The organism is Pseudomonas sp. B6(2017) (genome assembly GCF_002112765.1).
GTDB lineage: Bacteria > Pseudomonadota > Gammaproteobacteria > Pseudomonadales > Pseudomonadaceae > Aquipseudomonas > Aquipseudomonas piscis.
Window position 1 is genome coordinate 466,530 of sequence record NZ_NEIQ01000002.1, and the last position, 23,278, is coordinate 489,807.

General features: G+C 51.9%; 19 protein-coding genes and 1 tRNA gene. 15 read left to right on the forward strand and 5 right to left on the reverse strand.

Annotation, left to right across the window (positions count from 1 at the left end; all coding sequences use genetic code 11):
* The first annotated feature begins 78 nt into the window (after nt 1-78).
* The 10 genes from ybgC (at nt 79) to CAG11_RS05545 (ending at nt 7,093) form a co-directional block, all read left to right on the forward strand.
* Complete coding sequence (gene ybgC / locus CAG11_RS05500; RefSeq protein ID WP_022640509.1) at nt 79-546, forward strand: tol-pal system-associated acyl-CoA thioesterase; 468 nt, start codon at nt 79-81, stop codon at nt 544-546.
* Entirely contained in the window at nt 536-1,231 is a 696-nt protein-coding gene (tolQ, locus tag CAG11_RS05505) for a protein TolQ (protein WP_022640508.1), read from the forward strand. Before ybgC ends, tolQ begins: the two co-directional genes overlap by 11 nt.
* A gap of 13 nt (nt 1,232-1,244) precedes the next feature.
* Entirely contained in the window at nt 1,245-1,697 is a 453-nt protein-coding gene (tolR, locus tag CAG11_RS05510) for a protein TolR (RefSeq protein WP_022640507.1), read from the forward strand.
* The gene (gene tolA, locus CAG11_RS05515; RefSeq protein WP_022640506.1) at nt 1,697-2,758 is read left to right on the forward strand and encodes a cell envelope integrity protein TolA; all 1,062 of its coding nucleotides are present in this window, start codon (nt 1,697-1,699) and stop codon (nt 2,756-2,758) included. Before tolR ends, tolA begins: the two co-directional genes overlap by 1 nt.
* A 17-nt stretch (nt 2,759-2,775) precedes the next feature.
* Nucleotides 2,776-4,056, forward strand: coding sequence for a Tol-Pal system beta propeller repeat protein TolB (gene tolB, locus CAG11_RS05520; RefSeq protein ID WP_152898525.1), 1,281 nt, complete (start codon nt 2,776-2,778; stop codon nt 4,054-4,056).
* 53 nt (nt 4,057-4,109) lie between these two features.
* Complete coding sequence (pal, locus tag CAG11_RS05525; RefSeq protein WP_022640504.1) at nt 4,110-4,607, forward strand: peptidoglycan-associated lipoprotein Pal; 498 nt, start codon at nt 4,110-4,112, stop codon at nt 4,605-4,607.
* 6 nt (nt 4,608-4,613) lie between these two features.
* Nucleotides 4,614-5,438, forward strand: a complete 825-nt coding sequence (ybgF, locus tag CAG11_RS05530) for a tol-pal system protein YbgF (RefSeq protein ID WP_053131565.1) — start codon at nt 4,614-4,616, stop codon at nt 5,436-5,438.
* Nucleotides 5,439-5,603: 165 nt separating this feature from the next.
* Entirely contained in the window at nt 5,604-6,251 is a 648-nt protein-coding gene (gene queE, locus CAG11_RS05535; protein WP_031320383.1) for a 7-carboxy-7-deazaguanine synthase QueE, read from the forward strand.
* Between the two features lies 1 nt (nt 6,252).
* A complete protein-coding gene (gene queC, locus CAG11_RS05540; protein ID WP_053131563.1) occupies nt 6,253-6,954 on the forward strand; it encodes a 7-cyano-7-deazaguanine synthase QueC in 702 nt (233 codons plus the stop codon).
* Between the two features lie 63 nt (nt 6,955-7,017).
* Nucleotides 7,018-7,093 (forward strand) — tRNA-Lys (locus CAG11_RS05545).
* A 414-nt stretch (nt 7,094-7,507) separates the two neighbouring features.
* On the opposite strand, the gene xerC is transcribed toward CAG11_RS05545, so the two are convergent.
* From xerC to CAG11_RS34435, 5 genes are all read right to left on the reverse strand, one after another.
* Nucleotides 7,508-8,770 (reverse strand): tyrosine recombinase XerC, encoded by a 1,263-nt coding sequence (gene xerC / locus CAG11_RS05550; RefSeq protein ID WP_256578546.1) that lies wholly within the window; start codon nt 8,768-8,770, stop codon nt 7,508-7,510.
* Nucleotides 8,767-10,653: a MobH family relaxase gene (gene mobH, locus CAG11_RS05555; protein WP_256578547.1), complete on the reverse strand. Its 1,887-nt coding sequence runs from the start codon at nt 10,651-10,653 to the stop codon at nt 8,767-8,769. The genes xerC and mobH overlap by 4 nt, the downstream gene beginning before the upstream one ends.
* Nucleotides 10,654-11,050: 397 nt before the next feature.
* Nucleotides 11,051-12,625, reverse strand: coding sequence for an FAD-dependent oxidoreductase (locus CAG11_RS05560; protein WP_085595252.1), 1,575 nt, complete (start codon nt 12,623-12,625; stop codon nt 11,051-11,053).
* 21 nt (nt 12,626-12,646) lie between these two features.
* On the reverse strand, nt 12,647-13,153 hold the full coding sequence (locus tag CAG11_RS05565; RefSeq protein WP_085595254.1) for a PhzA/PhzB family protein: 507 nt from the start codon (nt 13,151-13,153) through the stop codon (nt 12,647-12,649).
* 880 nt (nt 13,154-14,033) lie between these two features.
* A complete protein-coding gene (locus CAG11_RS34435) occupies nt 14,034-14,363 on the reverse strand; it encodes an acyl-CoA dehydrogenase family protein (protein WP_085595256.1) in 330 nt (109 codons plus the stop codon).
* 1,436 nt (nt 14,364-15,799) lie between these two features.
* Between CAG11_RS34435 and CAG11_RS05575 the strand changes: the two genes are divergently transcribed.
* From CAG11_RS05575 to CAG11_RS05595, 5 genes are all read left to right on the forward strand, one after another.
* The gene (locus CAG11_RS05575; protein ID WP_158091409.1) at nt 15,800-16,546 is read left to right on the forward strand and encodes a class I SAM-dependent methyltransferase; all 747 of its coding nucleotides are present in this window, start codon (nt 15,800-15,802) and stop codon (nt 16,544-16,546) included.
* 30 nt (nt 16,547-16,576) lie between these two features.
* Nucleotides 16,577-17,602 carry an L-threonine 3-dehydrogenase gene (gene tdh, locus CAG11_RS05580; RefSeq protein WP_085595260.1) on the forward strand — a complete coding sequence of 342 codons (1,026 nt, stop codon included), beginning with the start codon at nt 16,577-16,579 and terminating at the stop codon, nt 17,600-17,602.
* Between the two features lie 49 nt (nt 17,603-17,651).
* Complete coding sequence (locus CAG11_RS05585; RefSeq protein ID WP_085595262.1) at nt 17,652-20,006, forward strand: GNAT family N-acetyltransferase; 2,355 nt, start codon at nt 17,652-17,654, stop codon at nt 20,004-20,006.
* 628 nt (nt 20,007-20,634) lie between these two features.
* A complete protein-coding gene (locus CAG11_RS05590; protein ID WP_085595264.1) occupies nt 20,635-20,955 on the forward strand; it encodes a hypothetical protein in 321 nt (106 codons plus the stop codon).
* Nucleotides 20,956-21,118: 163 nt separating this feature from the next.
* Nucleotides 21,119-23,278, forward strand: a 2,160-nt coding sequence (locus CAG11_RS05595) for a GNAT family N-acetyltransferase (protein WP_143494504.1), incomplete at its 3' end; no start/stop codon positions are given.

Genomic DNA, 23,278 nt, shown 5'->3' on the forward strand with positions numbered 1-23,278 from the left:
AACTTCAGCAAAAGTCGTCCAAGAATGAAAAAACAGTTGCCTGGCCGGATTGGCAACCCGAGGAGTAAGCACTAGAGTATGCGCGCGCAAAACGGGCTTGAGCCGTTCGCACATCGTTGTCGCGTTTATTACGAGGACACCGATGCCGGCGGCATCGTGTATTACGTCAATTACCTTAAGTTTATGGAGCGGGCTCGAACCGAGCGGCTACGACACCTGGGCTTTGCCCAATCGCAGCTGGTGGGGGAGAACCTGTTGTTTGTCGTGCATTCCAGCGAAGCGCGTTACCACGCGCCGGCGCGGCTGGACGACGAGCTTCTGATCAGTGCCCAAGTCACCGAGCTGAACCGGGCCAGCCTGCGATTCACCCAGCAGGTCAGGCGGTCCTCGGATCATGTGCTGCTCTGCGAGGGGCAGTTCCTGGTGGCCTGTGTACGCGCCGACAATTTCAAACCCCGCGCCATTCCAGACGCCCTGCGTACGGCCTTCGCCGACGAGGGCAGCGCGGGTACACACTCAGAGCAGGAGATAAAGCGTGGAAGCTAACGTCGTCGACCATTCCTCCATGTGGAGCCTGGTCAGCAATGCCAGCGTTGTAGTGCAGTTGGTAATGCTGACCCTGGTAGCCGCATCGGTGACTTCATGGATCATGATCTTTCAGCGCAGCAACCTGCTGCGCGCCGGTCGACGTGCCCTGGAGAGCTTCGAGGAGCGCTTCTGGTCCGGTATCGACCTGTCCAAGTTGTATCGCCAGGCGGGTAGCAATCCTGATCCGGACTCTGGCGTCGAGCAGATCTTCCGTGCCGGCTTCAAGGAATTCTCCCGCCTGCGCCAGCAGCCGGGCGTCGAACCCGAGGCGGTGATGGAAGGCGTGGCCCGGGCCATGCGCGTAGCCATCTCCCGCGAGGAAGAGAAACTCGAGCAGAGCCTGCCGTTTCTCGCTACCGTCGGCTCGGTCAGCCCGTACATCGGTCTGTTCGGTACCGTATGGGGGATCATGAACTCCTTCCGTGGCCTGGCTTCCGCCCAGCAAGCGACCTTGGCCACTGTCGCCCCGGGCATCGCCGAAGCGCTGGTAGCGACTGCCATCGGCCTGTTCGCGGCCATCCCGGCGGTGATCGCCTACAACCGTTTCTCCGCTCGCGGCGAGACGCTGATCAGCCGCTACTACACCTTCGCCGACGAGTTCCAGGCGATCCTGCACCGTAAAGTGCACACCAGCGAAGAGTGAGCAGGTAAACCCAATGGCCCGAGTTCGCCACAAACGCAAGCCGGTTGCCGAGATGAACGTAGTGCCCTACATCGACGTGATGTTGGTACTGCTGGTCATCTTCATGGTGACCGCGCCGATGCTCAACCAGGGTGTGAAAGTCGACCTGCCCAAGGTTTCCAGCGAAGCCTTGCCCCAGGACAACAACACCCAGGTGCTGACCATCTCGATCAAGGCTGACAAGACCTACTACTGGAACCTTGGCAGCGAAGTCGATACCGACAAGCAACAGGACAAGGCAATGACCTTGCCGCAGATGACCGACGCGGTGACCAAGATCATCCGTGCCGGCAACGAAGGCGGCAAGCACACCCAGGTGTTCATTCGCGGCGATAAATCCGTCGACTACGGCGCCGTGATGGGTGCCATGGGCGGCCTGCAAAAAGCCGGCGTCGGCAACGTTGGCCTGATTACCGAGGCGCCCTGATGCAGCAACAGCGAGAGCCGTCCGCTTCGGAAAGCTACTTCTGGCCTAGTGTCTGGGCGATCGCCCTGCACGTTCTGGTGTTCGGCATGCTGTTCGTCAGCTTTGCCATGACTCCAGAGTTGCCACCGGCCAAGCCGATCGTCCAGGCGACCCTGTACCAGCTGAAATCGAAGAGTCCGGCGACCACCCAGACCAATCACAAGATTGCGGGTGAGGCGAAGAAATCCGCCGCGCGCCAGACCGAAGCCGAGCAGTTGGAGCAGAAGAAAGTCGAGCAGGAAGAGATCAAGGCCGCGGAACAAAAGAAAGAAGAGGCTGCCCAAAAAGCCGCGGAAGCGAAAAAGGCTGACGAGGCCAAGAAAGCCGATGAGGCGAAGAAGGCTGATGAAGCCAAGAAAGCCGCTGAAGCGAAAAAGGCCGAAGAGAAGCAACTGGCCGATGTAGCCAAGAAAAAGGCCGAAGAAGAAGCCAAGAAAGCTGCTGAAGAAGAGGCCAAGAAAAAGGCCGCTGAAGAAGCGAAGAAGAAAATCGTCGAAGACGCGAAGAAGAAAGCCGCGGAAGACGCCAAGAAGAAAGCCGAAGCTGACGAGGCGAAGAAAAAGATCGCCGAGGATGCGAAGAAGAAAGCTGCCGCCGACGCCGCGAAGAAAAAGGCCCAGGAAGCAGCGCGCAAATCTGCCGAAGAGAAAAAGGCCCAGGCCCTGGCGGACTTGCTTTCCGATAAGCCGGAGCGTGAAGCCACGAAATCGGATGAGGTAGGTGACAGTGTCGCAGGCAGTTTCGATGACCTGATTCGTATTCGTGCGGCGGAAGGCTGGGCTCGTCCTCCTTCGGCGCGCAAGGGCATGACGGTGGAACTGCGGATTGGCATGTTGCCAGATGGTACGGTGACCACGGTCAGCGTGATCAAGTCCAGTGGTGACGGTCCGTTCGACGCTTCGGCGGTAGCGGCAGTCAAGAACATTGGACGTTTGACAGAAATGCAGGGTCTGAGTCCGAAGGACTTCGCTCCCTATCGTTCATTCAAGATGACATTCACACCTGAGGACCTAGCCTTGTGAGAAACCTTCTTCGAGGAATGCTTGTCGTTATTTGCTGCATGGCAGGGATAGCGGCGGCGGATGAAAAAAACATTCTGGTCACCAGTGGCAGTGACCGGGCGACGCCGATCGCGGTGGTTCCGTTCGGCTGGCAGGGCGGTAGCGTCCTGCCGGACGACATGGCGCAGATCATCGGCGATGACCTGCGCAACTCGGGTTACTACGCGCCGATTCCCAAGCAGAACATGATCAGCTTGCCGACCCAGGCCAGCGAAGTCATCTTCCGTGACTGGAAGGCCCTGGGCGCCCAGTACGTGATGGTCGGCAGCATCGTGCCGGCCGGCGGTCGCCTGCAGGTGCAGTACGCGCTGTTCAACGTCGCCACCGAGCAGCAGGTCCTGACCGGCAGTGTCTCTGGTGGGGTTGACCAACTGCGGGACATGTCGCACTACATCTCCGACCAGTCCTTCGAGAAACTCACCGGCATCAAGGGTGCGTTCTCCACGCGCCTGCTGTACGTGACCGCGGAGCGTTTCTCCACCAACAACACCCGCTACACCCTGCAGCGTTCGGACTACGACGGTGCCCGGGCGGTGACCCTGCTGCAATCCCGCGAGCCGATCCTGTCGCCACGTTTCGCCCCCGATGGCAAGCGTATCGCCTATGTATCGTTCGAGCAGAAGCGTCCGCGTATCTTCGTCCAGCACATCGATACTGGCCGTCGTGAGCAGATCACCAACTTCGAAGGCCTCAACGGTGCGCCAGCCTGGTCGCCGGACGGCAGTCGCCTGGCGTTCGTGCTGTCCAAGGATGGCAACCCCGACATCTATGTGATGAACATGGCTTCGCGCCAGATCAGTCGTGTCACCAGCGGCCCAGGCATCAATACCGAGCCGTTCTGGGGCAAGGATGGTTCGACTATCTACTTCACTTCCGACCGGGGCGGAAAGCCGCAAGTATATAAAAGCAATGTCAACGGCGGTGGCGCTGAGCGTGTGACCTTTATTGGTAACTACAACGCCAACCCGAAACTTTCTGCTGACGAAAAGACCCTGGTAATGATTCACCGCCAGGATGGTTTCACCAACTTCCGGGTGGCTGCCCAAGATTTGCAGCGCGGTAGTGTAAAAATCCTTACAGATACCAACCTTGATGAGTCAGCTACTGTTGCGCCCAACGGCACCATGGTAATCTACGCCACCCGCCAGCAGGGCCGGGGAGTCTTGATGCTCGTGTCCATTAATGGACGTGTGAGGCTCCCGCTTCCTACCGCTCAAGGCGAAGTCAGAGAACCGTCCTGGTCCCCTTACCTGAACTGACGCGGCGCTACAATGTTTCACTTAACACACTGGGGTTCATTAGGAGTTTCACGATGGAAATGTTGAAGTTTGGTAAGTTTGCTGCGCTGGCTCTGGCCATGGCTGTGGCTGTAGGTTGCTCCTCCAAAGGCGGCGACAACGCTGGTGAAGGCGCTGTTGATCCAAACGCTGGTTACGGCGCTAACACTGGTGCTGTTGATGGCTCCCTGAGCGAAGAAGCAGCTCTGCGCGCAATCACCACCTTCTACTTCGAATACGACAGCTCGGATCTGAAGCCAGAAGCCATGCGCGCTCTGGACGTTCACGCCAAGGACCTGAAAGGTAACGGCGCTCGCGTTGTTCTGGAAGGCAACACCGACGAACGTGGTACCCGTGAGTACAACATGGCTCTGGGCGAGCGTCGTGCGAAAGCCGTTCAGCGCTACCTGGTACTGCAGGGCGTGTCCCCAGCTCAGCTGGAGCTGGTTTCCTACGGTAAAGAGCGTCCAGTTGCCACTGGCCACGACGAGCAGTCCTGGGCTCAAAACCGTCGCGTCGAACTGCGTAAGTAATTCGTCATGCGAACGTGCCGTCGTGCTGTAACTATCTTGGCTCTCAGTCTCACGCCTCTTGCGGCGTGGTCTGCGGTTCCTGTGGTCGATAGCAACTCTGGCTATGGAAATAGCGGGAGCAGTTATCCACCAGCGGGTTATGGCACGAACGGCGCCTATGCCGGGGGAGGGGTTTCGACCCCTGTCTCGGCACAGGGCGAGCTGTTCCAGCAACTGCAGCAAATGCAGGAGCAGATCGCACGGCAACAGGGTGTGATCGAAGTTCTGCAAAATGATGTAGCGCGCATGAAGCAAGAAAGCCTGGAGCGTTACCAGGATCTTGATCGGCGCATAGGAAGCGGTGTGGCACCTGCCGCGACTCCTGAGAATTCTTCCGCCGCTGGCAGTGCCAGCGCCGCCGGTACGGCAGCCGGAGCTGCTGCTCCAGCGCCTGCCGCCAGTAGCGAACCGGGTGATCCGGCCAAGGAAAAGCTCTATTACGACGCTGCCTTCGACCTGATCAAAGCCAAGGATTTCGACAAGGCCAGCCAGGCCTTCTCGGCATTCCTGCGCAAGTACCCCAACAGCCAGTACGCTGGTAATGCCCAGTACTGGTTGGGTGAAGTGAACCTGGCCAAGGGCGACCTGCAAGGCGCTGGCCAGGCATTCGCCAAGGTTTCCCAGCTCTATCCCAAGCACGGCAAGGTGCCGGATTCGTTGTACAAGCTGGCTGACGTAGAACGCCGCCTGGGTCATACCGACCGGGTCAAGGGCATCCTGCAGCAGGTCGTGGCCCAGTATCCAGGGACTTCCGCCGCACAATTGGCTCAACGGGATTTGCAGCGCATGTAAGTGTGCTGGCGCCCGTAACAAGAAACCCGCGCTTGTCGCGGGTTTTTTCGTTAGAATCTGCGCCCTTTTATGACACACGCTTCCTGGGATCTACGCGTTGACGGGGTTCCTTGAAGTGCCTGATGGAGGCGGACAGCCTGTTTAGCTGTTACGCCCGTGGCGAATATGCAAGACACATTGAGAATCACCGAAGTTTTCTACTCGTTGCAGGGGGAAACTCGGACTGCCGGGCTGCCTACGGTTTTCGTGCGCCTGACCGGTTGTCCGCTGCGTTGCCAATACTGCGACAGTGCCTATGCCTTCAGCGGCGGCACCCAACGTACCCTCGACAGCTTGCTCGAGCAGGTTGCCGGATTCCGTCCGCGTTATGTCTGTGTCACCGGTGGCGAGCCGCTGGCGCAACCCAACGCCATTCCTTTGCTCAAGCAGTTGTGCGATGCCGGCTACGAGGTTTCGCTGGAGACCAGCGGCGCCCTCGATATCTCGGCGGTGGATCCACGGGTCAGTCGGGTCCTGGACCTCAAGACCCCGGGCTCCAAGGAAGCCCAGCGCAATCGTTACGAGAACATCGAGCTGCTGACGGCCAACGATCAGGTCAAGTTCGTCATCTGTTCTCGCGAGGACTATGACTGGGCGGTTTCCAAGCTGATCCAGTACCGCCTCGAGCAACGAGCCGGTGAAGTGCTGTTTTCGCCAAGTCATCACGACCTGGATGCACGGGAACTCGCTGACTGGATTGTTGCCGACAACTTGCCGGTGCGCCTGCAGTTGCAGTTGCACAAGTATCTTTGGAACGACGAGCCGGGGCGTTGAAATGACCAAGCCAGCAGAACACCAAGCAGTACCTGAAAAACGTGCAGTAATCCTCCTTTCCGGTGGCCTGGATTCGGCCACCGTGGTCGCCATGGCTCGCGCCGAAGGCTACTGCTGCTACACCATGAGCTTCGACTACGGCCAGCGCCACCGCGCGGAGCTGCAGGCTGCCGAACGAGTGGCCCGTGACCTGGGAGTGGTGGAGCACAAGGTCATTGGCCTCAACCTCGATGGCATTGGTGGCTCGGCCCTCACCGACAGCTCCATCGACGTGCCGCAGGCACCTGGTGAAGGGATTCCTGTCACCTATGTGCCGGCGCGCAATACGGTCTTCCTTTCCCTGGCCCTGGGCTGGGCGGAAGTCCTCGAGGCTCGGGATATCTTCATCGGGGTCAATGCGGTGGATTACTCCGGCTACCCGGATTGCCGTCCCGAGTTCGTCGAGGCCTTCGAGCGCATGGCTAACCTGGCGACCAAGGCCGGTGTCGAAGGGCAGGGCTTTCGGATCAAGGCGCCCCTGCAGAACCTCAGCAAGGCCGACATCATCAAGGCCGGGGTACGCCTTGGAGTCGATTACGGGCTGACTGTCTCGTGCTACCAGGCGGATGACCTGGGCCGCGCCTGCGGTAAATGCGACAGCTGCCGCCTGCGTGCCGATGGCTTCCGCGCAGCCGGTGTCAGCGATCCAACACCCTATTTTTGATTTTTTTCATCTAGGGTGTTGAATTATCGTTAGAAATCAGTATTATACGCGCCACCACACAGCGGGTCGTTAGCTCAGTTGGTAGAGCAGTTGGCTTTTAACCAATTGGTCGTAGGTTCGAATCCTACACGACCCACCATATTCATGGTCGGAAGCGGTACTAGGAAGGGGGGCTTGCCAGGGCCAGTCTACTAGTCTTGCAGCCGTCTGGAGCGAACCATAGGCGCGCTCCGTGATGATGTCAATATGAAATAGCCCACTGCCGGACCCGGTCAGTGGGTTTTTTCGTTCAAGCGGTCAAAAATTCAGCTCCGCCTTAGCGCGAACTGGTCCAGCTCGACGCTCTTATCAGGAATCCTTGTGCAAACATCGACTTACTGATGTCCGGCGCCGATCGGGCGTGCACAGTTCATCCTGCCGATGCCGACATTCCTGAAGCTGAACCTAAGCTGAACGAAGCTGGGCGTTTAGCTAGCTGTCAATTCCACCGGAAACTGCCGATGGCGCTTCTATCCGGTAAGAGATCCATCAGAGCTGCTGGCTCAAACGAATCCTACATCGACTGGCAGGGAGGTATTCCTAAATCCGCCCAGAGCGTCCCAGGTCCGTCCCAACTCAGCTCATGAGAAAGCCCTGTGCTGGGCTTGGATATCTGTTCCAGCGGATATTTCTCAGGCCGTCTCTGCCTGGGCAGTGCTGCAAGCAGCTCAGAGGCCTTAGCGGGTTGCTGGGTGGGTGAGTCCTCCACTGTTGCGGCAATACCTTGCCCAAGCCCCTCTGGCATCTCCTCTGGGGCCGGTAAGTGTTCGGGTAGAGGTAAAGGCTTAGGCTCAAGCGCCTGAGGAGCTATGGCGTCCTCACGTCGCTCAAGCCTTATCGCACCCTGGTGCCAGCTACGTTCATCGAGCACTGCCCGCATATGTTCGTAGTCAGCCTCGATGTAACTCATCGTCGTGGCGATGTTCGAATGGTTCAGCAGTGTCTTGGTCAGGTGAATATTGCGTTCTGGTTGCCGCATCAAATCGGTAGCTAAGGTGTGCCTGAACCGGTGCGGCGTCATGCGTATACCGAAGGCGCTTGTCAGTTTTTTGTACATGCCCTCAACTTGATCGATGTTCATGGTTTTAGATCTATAGTGGATCGAGAACCGATTAACATTGAAAAGCTGATCTTGGCCCGAAAAGCCCTGGGATGAAGCAGCGTTCAAAAGTTTTTGTATGTGTGGTTCCAAACCTTTCATGATGGGAACGCAAAACTCTCTGTGAGTCTTTTCTGTATCAGCATTCACGTAAACGAGTCTGTTGTCCCAGTCCACGTCTTGAACCCTAAGGCATAGCAGTGCATTCAGGCGTATCCCGGTGTAATAGAACATCTCGAATGTGGCCAGCCAGAACCACGCAGGCGTTATCGGGCTGCGCTGACCAGAGCTCTTCTCCTGGTCGACTAGGGATTGCAGCCAATGGCGTGCCTGGCGTATCCCGTCTCCCGAGATGATCTTGCTTGGCCGCTTCGGAGCAATGAGCGTGCTTTTCTTAAATGGGTTGGTTAGCGAGCTGGGTATGATTTCGTACTCAAGCGCATAAGCCCAAATAGTACGAAGATGGTTGGAGTATGTGTTCCAACTGCGTCTAGACAGTCCCTCTTCGACAGCGATACTTCTCCAGGAAAGTATATTTCTTCGGTCAAGTGTTGTTATGTCTATTTCTTCACCGAAATTTTTAGTAAGAGCTTTCATGGAGGCTCGATAGATTTTAATAGTTGCTTCGCGCAATACATGATCCATTAGGTATTCTTGTAGCAGCGCAACCGGAGTCATTGGCTAACCCCTTCTTCAACTCTAGAGATACTAGGGTTGTCCAGGACAACTTCTGTGAAGATAGTGCTAGGGTCTCTTAGTAAATAGCCTTTAAGTTGTTTGGTTTTCCTTGGGCCTGAAACGTTGAAGGTCCAGATATTCAAACTCTTCTTCGTTTTCTCATGCAGCTTTTCCTTCTCGAACGCACGCTGAACTTGCTGCCAGGCAACTGTCCCGTTCTTGGTTGCGATCTGCTCAAGGGTCGGATGCTCTTGTATATAGCGTTTGAAGATACCTGGAGTAACGAGCATCGCTGTGCCGTCAACGGTATGAACCAGCGCTTTGGCATCATTGATGATGATTTTTCGGGAGGTGATTCCGGCCTTTAGCCACGCGACGAATCCCTGTCCCAGACTGATACTGGAAGGCATTGTGGTTACATCTTCTAGTACTTGAGGCTCAGAACTGGCCTCAGAAGTGTATTCAGACTGCGTCATCCCTGATTGAAGGGGCGATGCAGCCCCCGGGCCAGCGCTAGAACTTAGTACCTTTGCTGGCGCCGTGATATTACTATAGAGTTTCAATAGCTCATCGATATCGGAGTTTTCCGAATCGATGCTCTGCAAGATCTGAACTGGCTTCTGCCCTTTGGCTGGAGTAACGACAGGATCGGCCGCCGCGACATGGAGAGTTGGCTCGGCTGTAATCGGTTCGTCTGGAACTGCGCATGTCGTCTCCTGACGAGCTTCTGAGCCGTCTTGATCGACTTCGACCGTGACGGTGCCCGCGTAAGCCTCAGGACGATCAGCTGGATCAGCCCAGATTAGCGAAGGTGTGACTTTCAGTACGGTAAAGCTATGCTTCCAACCACGCCCTGTATCGACGGCCACCTTCCAGACAGCTTTATCCTTAGCATTCGTCTGAATAATGGCCTGGTCCTGCAGCATGTTGAAGAAAGGTGCATTGGAGGACGGAATGTTGTCGCTGCCCTGCGAGAGCATGGCAGCCCTCAGGTGGTCCGCAGTCGGCTTGCTTACCAGCCAAAGAGCATCCTGTGCCAGCCAGCCGTCAGCAGGACCGTCGGGGTGGTTGAGCTTGAACTTCTCACGCACCAGGTACCTGAGACATTCCACCAGTTGCCTTTGTAGCGATTGTTTGGGTGCTGCCATCGCACGGTCTGGATTGCCTCCGAGCTCCTGGGCCACCGATGCACTATCAGCCTTGATCACAATCTCACCGAGAATGCTGGCATTTTCGAACTGTCCTGCGACCAGGTAGATCAATTGCGTCCACAGTTCAGGAAACCCGCACAGCCAATCTAGAATCTCTGGGGCCAGGATCTGCGAATAGATCAAGGCAGTAGCTGCACCGTGAAGCTGGTACTCACGACCTTTGACGTACTTGAATCGATAGGGCTTTGTGATTGGCCCATGCCATGGGTGCCAGATCTGTCCACCTTGAAGCTCGACACGAATATCGACTGCTACTTTGCCGAGGTCATGTAGCAACGCCCCATAGGCTGCCGCTGTTGTCCAAGCTTCAGCTTGGGCTGATTGCGACTCAGGCGGGGCGCCGCTCGGTAGAAGGTAGGTTTGACGGATCTTCAAGGCGTAAGCCACGATCTCCAGTCCGTGATCGAGCAGGCCACCTAGATGGGCGTGGTGATGATTTTCTGAAGCCGGCATCAGCTGTACTAGCTCTGCGTACCGCTCAAGCGGCTGGCGGTAGAGCGTGTTGAATTGTTGGTGTGAGAGCGAAGCGCGGCGCCAGATGTTCTCCAGAAGCTCTTGGCGTCGGGGAGTGTTCAGCAGCGCAGCTGCGTTTGCCGGTGGGTGGAAGCCTTGCGGAGTTGCTTCTGAGGGTGGCCTAGCCGGTTTTCGGCTGAGCCAGGAAAGAATTTGCATTGGGCGCTCCATGAGGATTCATGGCGCGGGTTTTCCTCTACAGGCGGAATGCCAGCAACAGGAAACCATTTTTAGCGGCGAGAAGGTTTTAGGGCATTGTGCCACTACTGGATAGATACGGGAATCGTTGTGGCGTTATCGTTCTTTTCGACTATCGACGCTGTCTATGTTGACCACCAAGTTTGAACGCTAATGGAGATCAAAGATTGGCACTAGATATATTTTTTGGCCTGAGAGCTTATTTCTACTTTTTCAATGACCATGGAGATGATTTTTCATGCCAAAGGTCTCGAGTTCGTAAAGTGGTCACTCAACGCCTTGCGTCAACTACGGATGATTTCAGCATTGAGTGACTTTGGTTTAAACCAAGTTTCTAGTATAGCTTGTCAAAAGATAACTAGTCTGTAGCGGCAGTCCTTCCAGCTATGGCTCCGAAGGTAAGGGCTGGTCCTATTGTCGCGCCCATACCTGGGTAGGCGAATCCGAATGGATTAGCAGCAACGTTTCCCGCCGCATATAATCCTGGAACCGATCCACCGTTGATATGTTGGACGCGTCCGTGGACGTCTATACGTGGACCGCCTTTGGTGCCTCCTAAACCTGGATGCACTCGAGCAGCGAAGTAAGGCGCATTAGTGAGTGCCCCTAGAGTAGGATGAGTGGCCAGAGGGTCCCCAATAGCAAGATCAAATGCTTTGGAACCACGCCCGAAATCTGGATCATTACCTTTTTCCGCGCCGAGATTGAATCGAGAAATAGTTTGAAAAAGTGTGGAACCAAGAACGCCAATAAGTTTCGCTAGCTCCTCAATAGTGTCAGCGGTTATCAACCACGCCGGTGATGGCTGGCCCGGATGCGCTGTGGCTATAGAATACTTATTGCGATAGTTTGAATCAAAAATAAGCCAGGTGGATGCCCTTTCAAACGTGTATCTTGCAGATTCGAAAGAATGCAAAGAGCGCCCAATATCATTGTAATTTTGTGCTTCATCGCAAAAGCGCCGACCAAGGCTGTCTACCATAATGGATCCAGGACGAGCCCGTTCAACGAAGAGCATGCGATGCACTATTTCACCATCGATCTCGTCACCTGGAATCTCTATCGTAGGACACCACCAGGCTTCTGACATGTTGCCAAGGGCCGCACCTGCTCCCATTGCAATACGTAGACCATCACCATGTGCAATAGGTGCACCTAGGACACTATTATTTGGAAAACGTAGAAATGTATTGGCCAGTTTTGTGTTCCGTTCGAATCCTCCCGTCGCTAAGATTACACGTCCTTCGATATGTTCTCCGTCTACCTGAATACCGCCGTCGGTGAGTTTCGTTACTCGTGTTGAAGTTTTAACGTGTATTCCGGACGCCAATACGCTAGTTAGTAGAGAACCAATCAAGGCTTGCCCTAAAGTCACTATTCCATTTTCACATCTTTCCTCAAGAATAGATTTTGAGATGTTATTTGTCATCATCTCGGTAAGTGTCGCATTGGGCCTCCATGGCAAGGGAGGACGCATCAAATTTTTAACTTCTGGACTGAGCTTTAATGGAAGAGGCTCGAGTGTACGACCTGCTACAGTCATTCCCCCAGGTAGCTCACCGTGGCAATCCGGGCAAGGCACAGTACCCATTCGTAGTTGGGTAGAGCTTTCTAGCCATTGTAAGGTGCGTGGTACTTCTTCTAAATACCGATTTATCAGATCAATATCTACATCACCAATTGTCAGTGACTTTAAGTATGTTCGGCCGAGTTCGAAACTAACCCTCTCGGAGGCAGGGCTTTTTACATGATTATTGGGTGCCCAAACTGCACCGCCAGACAACGCGGTCGACCCTCCAATAGTTGATGTCGCTTCAATTACTGTAACATCAGCGCCGGCTTCATGAGCAGCTAGAGCTGCGGTGAGCCCCGCTGCACCGGAGCCGATAACAATCACGGAGCGTTGACCTACGTGTCTGTGGTGATAAATCATTTCAGCTGATCCCTGTGTAGTTTAAGCCTGAGACTTTTCTGGAAAGCCACCACGAGTGATTTGGGGAATAGGGATACCCAGAGCTCGCATTTGTTCACAGGGATTCATAAACTCCCTTACTTCGGTGATTTTTCCGTTATTAAGTCGAAACGAATGGATGAAGTGATTCTTATAATGTCCCGGCGAGTAGTCAGGAAAAAGAATTTTTCCTTCTCCATCACACTCGACCCAGAAATGGTTAGGATCTTGCGTTTCAAAAATCTTAACGTTATGCCAACGCCAGTCGGGAAAACACTCAAGTGACCAGGCAGCCATACGGTAAAGATTGTTCTTGCCACTCACTGCGATAGGTGCTCCTGTATCGTTAGTCCACAACCCCCCTCGTGCGTCTTCGGTGCACAGATTATGCCGCTCCAGCCGAGCTTCGCCCTCTGTCGCACGGAGGTACTCTTCGACAGTCTCGCGGTTACGGCGACGCAAATCCATATTGGTGTCAAAGCCAACGTGTACGTCAGTTTTTGTGGACATAATGTAAATTCTTTTAAAGTTAATCTGCTAATTTGGATTGCATTTAGGTTGGTGCTATAGGTTGATTTGATTCTTATCGGTGTAGAGTGTTTCCTCTTTAAGTTTATTTTTTGGTGTTGTTTAAGTGTTTCGGTTGTTGTATTGGCGGGCGCTCCTTGAATTGGGTAAAAAATTGCATAATTTGAAGCGCTATATTGCTATTGCCAACTGCCTAGTTGTTGAGTTGAAAGATGGATGGAGTCTATAATGACTTGTGCTCTGACTCCTTTTTTTGCTTGGATGAAATATGAGTATCTGGAGCGAAAATGTAATTTACTATGGCGTGTTCGATGTATGTGGGGCTTTGCTGTAACTAATAAATACGAAATAATAAAGATCTGAATGTCATTGGTTGATTGTGACTTTTTTGGTTTTTTTAATGTGTTTTTTCGAATAATAATTTTTCTTGTAGTGATCCCAATTTCGCTGCTAGGTTACAAGCCTGCTCGTGTACTTGGTGCATATCAAATATTTCATCACCTTGGGTTTCTTTTCCGAGTACCAAATTATGTTCAACCCCATAATTGTTAAATTTGACTTCTAGAGTCTGATTTAGTTGGGTTGATAGGTTTTTTTTAAAGTGATTTATTTGAGCTTATAAGATGTTGTTTTCAATTAAGAATGCGGTTGTTGCTGTGCTGTTTTCAAGGGCTGCATATGCTATGAAAATATCTACTCTGGGGAAGTTTGTTGTGTACTCAATTTTGCCATTTAGTATATATCCACTATTTGTTTTGTGGGCTGTTGCTTCTTTGGTTACTAGTTTGCTATTTTTTTGTTTGGTGTGATTGGGCTAATCAATGTGCAATCTATTAATCTTGGTAAATAATGTTCTTTTTGTTTATTGGTGCCAAATATTCAAAATAGGCATGCACATGCTCCATAAATGAGAGCTAAGTGAATATGGTAACATTAAGCTTTTACAGCCAAAGCCTAGTCCTTCCATTACTACTATATATTCTTTGAAAGATACGCCTAATCCTCCATATTCGACTGGAAGTATTAAGCGTGTGAAACCAAATTTGCAAAGTCTATTCCATTTTTCAATAACAACTTTATGGCTTTGCTTGGTATGATTTTTTTTGAAATCGCTAACGCAGAGGAACATTTTGGAAAAGAGAATTACATCTGACCTGAGAGTTCTATAAATAGATTTTTGGGGTGGAAACATTTAATTCACCAGTACTATGATACTCAATATTTTGTAGTGGGATAGTTTTATAGTGCTGGGTCTGTGGTTGATTTTTATTGGAGGTTTCTAGAGCTTTTGATCATTTTACTATCGCTATGGCTGTTGAACTTGTCTTGAGCGATTGAGTGTATGGTGATGTTCACAAAGTTAAAACTACAATTTTGTTAGTTTTTCTTGTCTTGATTTTTTTGGGGAATGAGCTAACTAGGTAGGTTAAGGTGCTATTTTTGAGTCGAAATGGCTATTTAGAATGTTAGTGGATATTTCGAACAGATATATTGGGATTTTTTGCGAGATTGCCTTATTTCGAAAAAATAATGCTAATTAATTATTTGTTAGCAGTATGGTCTCTTCAGGATCTGGTGAGTATTTTCTAAAAAACTACTGTTCTTTTGGTGCAGATAAAAATCAGAAAGGGCGGAGATTACCTAACGGTCAGTGACGGAGACGGTGATAGTAAAGCGGATACAGACGAACAGTCCCGTTTTCGCGTTTGCGTCATTGAAATGGTGCATTAGGTGCATCCGGCCGGCCTTAAGCAATCGGAGGAAATATTCTGCCGCTGCGCGGGCGCAGAAGTTCCTGTCCGTCAATAGCTGTGCACGGCTCGATGCCGCTGAAGCAACAATTGAGTAGTCGCCCGCGTAATGTCGGTATTTAGCTATGCGGGGCTGCAGTACTTTCGTTTTCGGCTACGGATATGCGACTAGGGTCTCAAGTATGACTCATATCAAGGTCTGGTGTATTCGGTGATGCACCTTGCAGCCGACGACAGTACGTGAATAGAGATCTAATGCAATGCCAAATACTGCCGGCTTGAGCCGTTCTAACGTACAACATGTTCGCGACCTAGCGTCGATTGGCGAGATTTGATGCGGAGCGACTGAACCAGTGCAAGTTCCAGTCGGGAATTCGCCATTACTCCGAGATGACACGCGACAGTGTACAACTTCTGAAATTGTACAAAAATGCCTTGCGATATATCTAACTAGGGTGGGTGTTATTTTATGCTGCTCTTTTAGTGCATGACGGGGCGTATTAAGTTTGTTTGTGGGGTTGAGTCTATTTATCTTGAGTTGCATTTTTAACTGAGTTAATGTTTTTGTTTTTGATTGTCAAGATAATTATGCGTAAGTATTTTTAATTTTTATTAGGCCGAGTTTAGATACTTGCTGAAGTGGAATTGTAGTTGCTGTTATTGTGCTAATGCTTTTTTGTTATATGTTTATTTTTTTTATTTAGAAAAGTGATTAGAGAATTTTTTTTATTGTCTACAATTCACACAGGTGAACTTCTTTGAATTGTCAGGATAGATTTTTTATGGCGTAGAGAACTGTTTGTTCGGTGGAGTGTAGAGTCTTGTTTGGTTTGATAAAATGGCTTTATATGGAAGTTGAGATAATATGGAGTTAAGGATGCCCAATACAAATCATAGTCAGTTCAAAAAACTTCCTGATATTTACACCAGTATGGCGGAATGGCCATTCAGAAGGGAGATTGAGATACCAAGTGTCTTAGAGTCATTAGGAGATATAAATGGGAAGAAAATACTTGACTATGGTTGTGGTGAAGGAACGTATTCTAGGCTGTTAAAAATGGCTGGGGGGCAAAGAGTTGTTGGATTCGATCTTGAAAAAGGAATGCTGGCTCATGCCGAAAATAGAGAGCATGTTAGTCCATGTGGGATAGAGTATGTTTCGGCGTTAAATACTTCGCTAGACGAAGCTTTTGATGTTGTATTAGCTGTTTATGTGCTTCCTTATGCTAATAGCAAAGATCTTTTAGTGTCGATGTGTAAAAGCATGGCAAGAGTTTTGAAACTGGGGGGGAGATTGGTAGCTTTGCCAGTTCATCCACGATTTGAAAAAAATCCTAGCTTTTACGAAAAATACGGCTTTTCTATGTCCCAGTCTCCAGCATATCAAGACGGTGGAGAAATACAGTTAGATTTAATTCACTCAGGATCTAAATCTACAGTAAAAGCTTGGTATTGGTCTTTCTCAACACTTGAGGAGGCTCTTCTCGAGGCAGGTTTTGCAAATGTAAATTTTACTAATCCAGTTCCTGAAAAGTACAAGGATATTAAGCGAGCTCCTGAGTTTCTTCACGATTACTTAATGGTTCCTCACGCTATAATTGTCGATTGTATTAAGGCCAATTGAGTCGATTTCTAAGAGTAAAGGAGAGGCTCTATGTTGGCTCTTGTTAAAGCGGAGGAGTCTCCTGGGTTGTGGTTGTATGATGTGCCTACACCAAAAATACTAGAAAATGAGGTGCTCATAAAGATTCACAAAACAGGAATTTGTGGCACTGATTTACATATTTGGAATTGGGACGCTTGGGCTCAGAAGAATATTTCGGTTCCCCAGGTAGTTGGACATGAGTATTCTGGTGAAATTGTTGAGTTGGGAAAGAGCGTTAAAAACTTTCGGTTGGGTCAGCGTGTCACAGGTGAGGGACATCTAGTCGATCTAAACTGTCGTTCATCCAGGGCTGGGTGTTTTCATTTGGACCCACATACTCGAAGTGTAGGTGTAAATCATCCTGGTGCCTTCGCCGAATATTTGGCTTTACCTGCTTTTAACGTCATTCCTTTACCTGATGAGATAGATGACGAACTTGGAGCAATACTCGATCCTTTGGGGAATGCTGTACACGCGGCGCTAGCCTTTAATGTGACAGGTAATGATGTAGTCATAACTGGCGCCGGACCTGTTGGTATTATGGCGGCAGCCGTGGCTCGTCATGCTGGCGCGGGACGCGTTTTCATCGCCGACCTTGAGCCGTTTCGTTTGGATTTGGCCTGCCGGTTAGTTGATGTAATTCCCATTGACGTGAGGCAGAGCAGCCTGGCAGAAGCTGCTCGTTTACATGGGCTCAAGGAGGGGTATGACATTGGGTTCGAAATGAGCGGAAGTAATTCCGCGTTGGACTCTTTAATCGAATCAATGGCTACTGGTGGTCGTCTTGCTTGTTTGGGGTTACCTGCAGGTAGTATCAAACTAAATTGGGAGGCTGTTGTCTGTAAAAGTCTTCGTATTGAAGGCATTTATGGTCGTGAGATGTTTGAGACTTGGCGTAAAATGTTAAGTATGTTGAGTGGCGGGCTGCAGGTGAAAGGCATAGTTACACATCGATTTGAGATCGAAGACTTTTCTAGTGCATTTAACACGATGGGCAGAGGACAGTCTGGGAAAATTATTTTGAACTGGTGTTAAGTGCTCGAAGTACTGTGTTAAATTGAAACGATTCCAAGGAAGGGGTGTTATGATTGTTGAAGTGGAAGTTTTCAATTCATTTGAAGAGTTGGATGTGGATGAGTATCGCTCGTTTGTTAGGGCATGTTCGGCTCCCTTTTTTTACGATCTAAGATTCATTCGTGCGGCTGAACGCTCACCGCTGATAGATTTTAAAAAAGTTTTCTATGTGTTAGCTAGAGTTGACGGCCTGCTTGTAGGTTTTTTGCCAGCATATTTACAAAGCCTTAGTGATGTTGACCCTTTAGGGATGTTGTCGAAAAACTGCGGCTTAAATAATGATGGTGATGATTTAGGTCTTTTTAGCCATGTCATGCATTGTTACGATAGTCGGCTACTCTCTAGCAGTGATGACAGTAAGGTCCATACCGCGATCTTGTCAGCATATGAAGAACTAGCGATTCAGCACGGAGCACGCTATTTCGCCATCCTCAATGTAGATGAAGAGCCTTTGCTCAAGATGGCTAAGGAGTATGGGCTAAATGTGTTGTATATGGTGGACCGCTATTACAATAACCTACAGAATTATTCTGATCTTGACTCGATTGTGAAGTCTTTCCCCCAGAAGGGGCGCAATGAGTTGCGTCGTCAGTTACGAAAGTTCGAGGCCGACCAACACGCAGAGATAAAAATACTCACGCCTCCCTTCGATCATCGTCTAGAAAAACTAGCTGAGCTGTGCCATTGCACTACGGCTAGAAGAGGTACGCCGAAGTTTTTTCCAACGCACGCATTGGTCGATTTTGTTCGAGTCTGTGACGGTTTGGCTAGACTGTTCATCATCGAGCGTGACGGAAACTTGGTCAGCGGAATGATTTGTTATGAGCTAGATGATACTTTATGTCTTTGGTCTGGAGGGATGGAATATCATCACACGGAATTTAGTCCTTACACAGTCCTAGTTTATTTTGCTTATAGGTATGCCTTAGAGAAAGGTATTCGACATATTGAATTTGGCCGGCTCAACGACAAGACAAAGACGCGTCTTGGTTTTTCTGCTAAGCCAATGCAAGCAATAATCAGTCGAGACTTGAAAGTCCTGAAGCAGCAGGTTCCTATGAGTCAGCGGAACTATTTACCAAGACTAACTCAGCAATACGCTAAATGGTATGCAGCGAGCGTCTGGAACGGACGTGATTTCAGGCGCATGCCGGCCCTGGTGGTTTGCGCAAGCAATGAGTCTGAGGTGGTTGAAGCCTTGAGTTATGCCCGTAAAAATAATCTGAAAGTCACAGTAAAAACCGGAGGACATAGTTATTCAGGTAGCTTCCTACATCATAATACTCTATTGATTGATCTCGCCAATTTGAACGAGCTAGAAGTTGACTTTGAGAACTTTAGGGTTAAGGCCCAGCCTGGTGTAACGAGCCAGCAACTTGACGAAGCTCTCGCCAAATATGGTTTGGCATTCCCAACAGGTCATGCGAGGAATGTTGCACTTGGCGGATTTTTATTGGGGGGAGGGCTGGGGATTAATTGTAGCCAATGGGGAGGTATGAGCACTTTTAATGTTGAGGCATTGGAGCTTATTACTTCCGATGGTGAGTTGCACTATGTTGATGAGCTCAATAGTCCAGATTTATTCTGGGCTGCTCGAGGTGCAGGGCCTGAGTCATTCTTTATAGTTACCCGATTTTATCTTAAGTGCTGGCAGCGCCCAACAGTTATTACATCTAGCTCTTATTCTTTAGGGCTAGAGAAAGTACCTGATTTTTTGACCGACTTGGAAAACGCCAGTCCGCAGAAGAATATACAGATCATGCTGGCAGTCGTTCCTAAATCTGAAGGTGGACACGAACTACTATTAAATATTCTAGTTTTTTCCAATAACCGCGGCGACGCGCTTGACCTTCGAGTCTCGCTTGTCTCGTGTATTGGAAGCGCATTGCAAGTAATAGAAGAAGACAAATCAGCAGATTTCGAAACTTTCTACAAGCAAAGCGATGAGATGCTGATTTCTCAGCGCTACCGTACAGATAACATACTCACTGACAGCGGCGGAGAGGCAATAAAAATATTGACTCGCAATCTTGAGTTGTCTCATTCAAGAGCTACTGTTCCGCTAATTATATGGCGCGGAGAATATACGTATCCAGAAGCTGCTTTCTCCGTGAAGGGTAAGTATTTCATCTCTACTTATGCTCAATGGGATGACCAAGAAGATGACAAACTAAATAGTGATTGGTTGAGGTCGCTATATGATCAGCTAAGCGAGATTGCGACTGGTAGCTATATCAACGAGTTTGATCTAGAAGCTCGTAGGCAACACGTATCTCGCTGCTTTAGCAGTGCTGCTTGGCGGCGTTTGACGACGCTGAGAGAGTATTACGACCGAGATCAAATATTTGCTTCCTCGTCTCAATAATGCTTTGAGGACTTAAGTAAACAGTACTTGATGTTGAGGATTTAATCTTCAAAGTGATTGGTTCTAAATATCGATTTATCCGAGCGTGCCAGGTCACTAAATAAGTGTCATATTATCCTTGCTGTGGAGAGGGGTTTGCGGAAGGTTTGGGTTTTGCTAATTCGTAAGCCCTGGTTAGATTTATCCTGTTAGCAATTTTGCTGATTTCAGCTCGACCTAGCCTGTGGTTGTTGTGAGTTTCGGGTATAAACCTATTGTTATGGGCGTTAGGGATTATAGCGTGCTTATTGATTTCATTTGGTTGTCGGAGCTGTGTTTTCCTTCCGTTCGTCAGGTGTAGGCTGAATTTTTTATGTGTAGGTGGAAAAAATACAAACTTGAACTATTGTTTTATATCTAATAATGCAGCCGCTTTTAAAGTGAGTAAGATTTGTCGCCAATCTTAGGCTTGGTTTTCAGGGTCGTTAAATTTTTTATTAGATATGGTTGTCGATCATTTTTCTGTATGTGCATACAACTCCTAAACTCCATGTTTTGTTTATGTATCCATCAGACTGATCCATGGCTAATGGAAAGTTAATATTAAAAACTGCTAAGAAGTAGCGCTTCTGTAAGTAGAGGATAAGTCATGAACATTACCAGGGACGGTGGATATCACATCTTTGGCGTCTGCCATGAATCCGACAGCCGCTTGTTCGTCGACTACGCGGTCGACGACCCCGGCGCATGCGAGCCCCGACTCCTGGATTTCATCCGTTGCTCCAGCGATCCCGCGCTGGCCCGCTGGCCTGCCCGGACACAACTGGCCAGCGGCGATGTCTTCGAAATCGAATGCGTGCAGGACGTGAGTGCCGCGCAGGAAGCGGTGGAGTTCTGGCGTGCGTACTTTCGCATGCTCGGCATGACCGTCTTCGAGGCCCGCCATCTGGTGGACCGGACCGGCGAATGATCCATCCGGGGAGTGCCATGCGTTCGCGCGTCGAGCATTCCAGTTCCTGAGCACACCTCAAGACCTGGCCTGTACCGGGGCCAATGCCCTCACGTCCCTGCATGAACCCCATGCCGCCAAGACGCTGGCCACTAGCTGCTGCGGATACCGCTGGAGGTATGTCGTGACCGATCTACTCAATCGCCTCGCCGATGGTTGGCTAGCGCTGCCGGTGCTCGAGGTCCTTGACCAACATGGCGTGCTGCGCGCCCTGGAAAGCGCGCCCGACGGCATCAGCGCCCGCAGCCTGGCCCGGGCCTGCGCCGCCAACGAGGGCCAGTTGCGGGTGGCCTTGCGTCTGTTGCTGGAGCTGGGATGCCTGGTGCAGCTGGCCAACGATCACTACGAGCTGACGCCAGGGATGAGCATTCGCATCCCGGCCGGCGCCGACGCGCTGATCCGCCTGTCGCTGCCGCAGTTGCTGGGCGAGCCTGCCGGCCACGAACTGCGCTCCTGGCTCGAGCGTTCCGCTGGTGGCTGGGAAAATGCTCCCGAGCCGATGGCGACCTGCCTGGATGGGGCGCTGTTGGCACCGTTAGTGATGGCGCTGGAACAGGCCGGCGGCGCGCAGGTCTTGCAAGAGCAGGGGGCTAGCACCGGAGGGCCGGCCACAGGGCTGTCCAGTGCGGTGCTGGAGGCGCTGCGCCGATACTTCGAGCAACGTACCTGGGGATATTGGCAAGGCAACGGTTTTTGCCTGAACGATGCCGGCCGTGCACTGCTGGAAGGCACTGCGCAGTTGCGCGCGAGCCTGGCCTGGCAACCGCTGCCGGGCCAATTGCAGGTACTGCTGTTCGGCGATGCCAGCTCGATCCAGGAACCCAAGGAGGAAGATGCAGGTTCTTGGCCGACCGAGTATCTCGCTGCGTTCGAGGCTGCCGTCGTCGCTCGATTCGACCAACAGCCGCTGGAGCAACAACCAGGTTATCTCGTCGAGGTGGGCTGCTCCGATGGGGCGTTGCTGCGTCGCCTGTACCTGGCCATCGCCAATCACAGTCGGCGTGGCCAGCACCTCGAGCGCTACCCGCTGCGGCTGATCGGCGTCACGGCCAGCAGCAAGCAGCACGCCCGGGGGCAGCAAACCCTGGAAGGCCTGCCGCACCTGTTATTGACCGGTGACGTCGGCGATCCCCAGGGGCTGCTTGCCAGCCTGGGCGCCAACGGTATCCGCGACCTGGAGAACATCCTCTATATCCATGCCTTCCAGGAACATCGGCGGGCCTGGCAGCCGCCAGTCTCGACCCGGGGCATCGACGACCAGCGCCATGCGCGCCCAAGCAGTGTTCATGTGGATCGGCATGGAGCCTGCATCGAACCGGCGGCAGCCTTGCAGGGCCTGGTCGAACATCTGGCCCGCTGGCAGGAAATCACCACACACCACGGCCTGATACTGCTGGCCGCCCATTGCCTGCACCCTGGTAGCGCGCAACAGCATGCCCGGCGCAGCGGGGCGCTGCATCTGGACGCCAGCCACGGTTTTGCCGGGCACCAGCTGTTCGAGGCCCCGGTGTTCCTGCTGGCCGCGGCGCAAGCCGGATTGTTTCCGGATCGGGCCGTGGCCCAGGGCTTGCCCCGTGGCGAGTTGTTCACCCAGGCCAGCCTGAATCGTCTGTTGCCACGGCATTACCGTATCCGCCACCCATTACCCAGGGACTTGCCACGGCTGCGAGAACTGGAGCTGGCCTGCTGGCCCAGCGGGCTGGGGGCTACCGAAGCGGTGTTGCAGCGCCGGTTGGAGCTCTACCCCCAAGGCCAACTGGTGCTCGAGTACCAGGGGCAGCTAGTGGCGGCGATCTATTCCCAGCGCTTGGCGGCGGTCGAGCAGCTACGCCACAGCGATTGCTTTCAGGTCGAGGCCTTGCATGATCCGGCCGGCCCCGTCGCACAGCTGCTGGGTATTTGCGTGCACCCGGAACACCAGGGCGAGGGGCTGGCCGATGAGCTGATCGATTTCACGCTGGTATACCTGGCCAGCCTCGACGCAGTGCGCAACGTGGTCGGGGTGACGCGCTGTCATCACTATGACGCCCGCCGAGCTGACGCCTTGTCGCTCAAGGACTACATCCGCCGCAGGGACGAGGTTTCCGGGCGCTTGCTCGAACCCATGTTGTGGTTTCACGAAAGTCATGGCGCGCAGGTGCGCGAGGTACTGGAGGGCTATCGGCCCGGCGATGCGGTCAACCGCGACGCCGGGGTCCTGGTGGAATACCCCGATGTGCGGAACATGCCCCCGCCACTCAAGACAACGGCAGCGCCATCACTGGCCGTCCCGTCCGGACAGTGG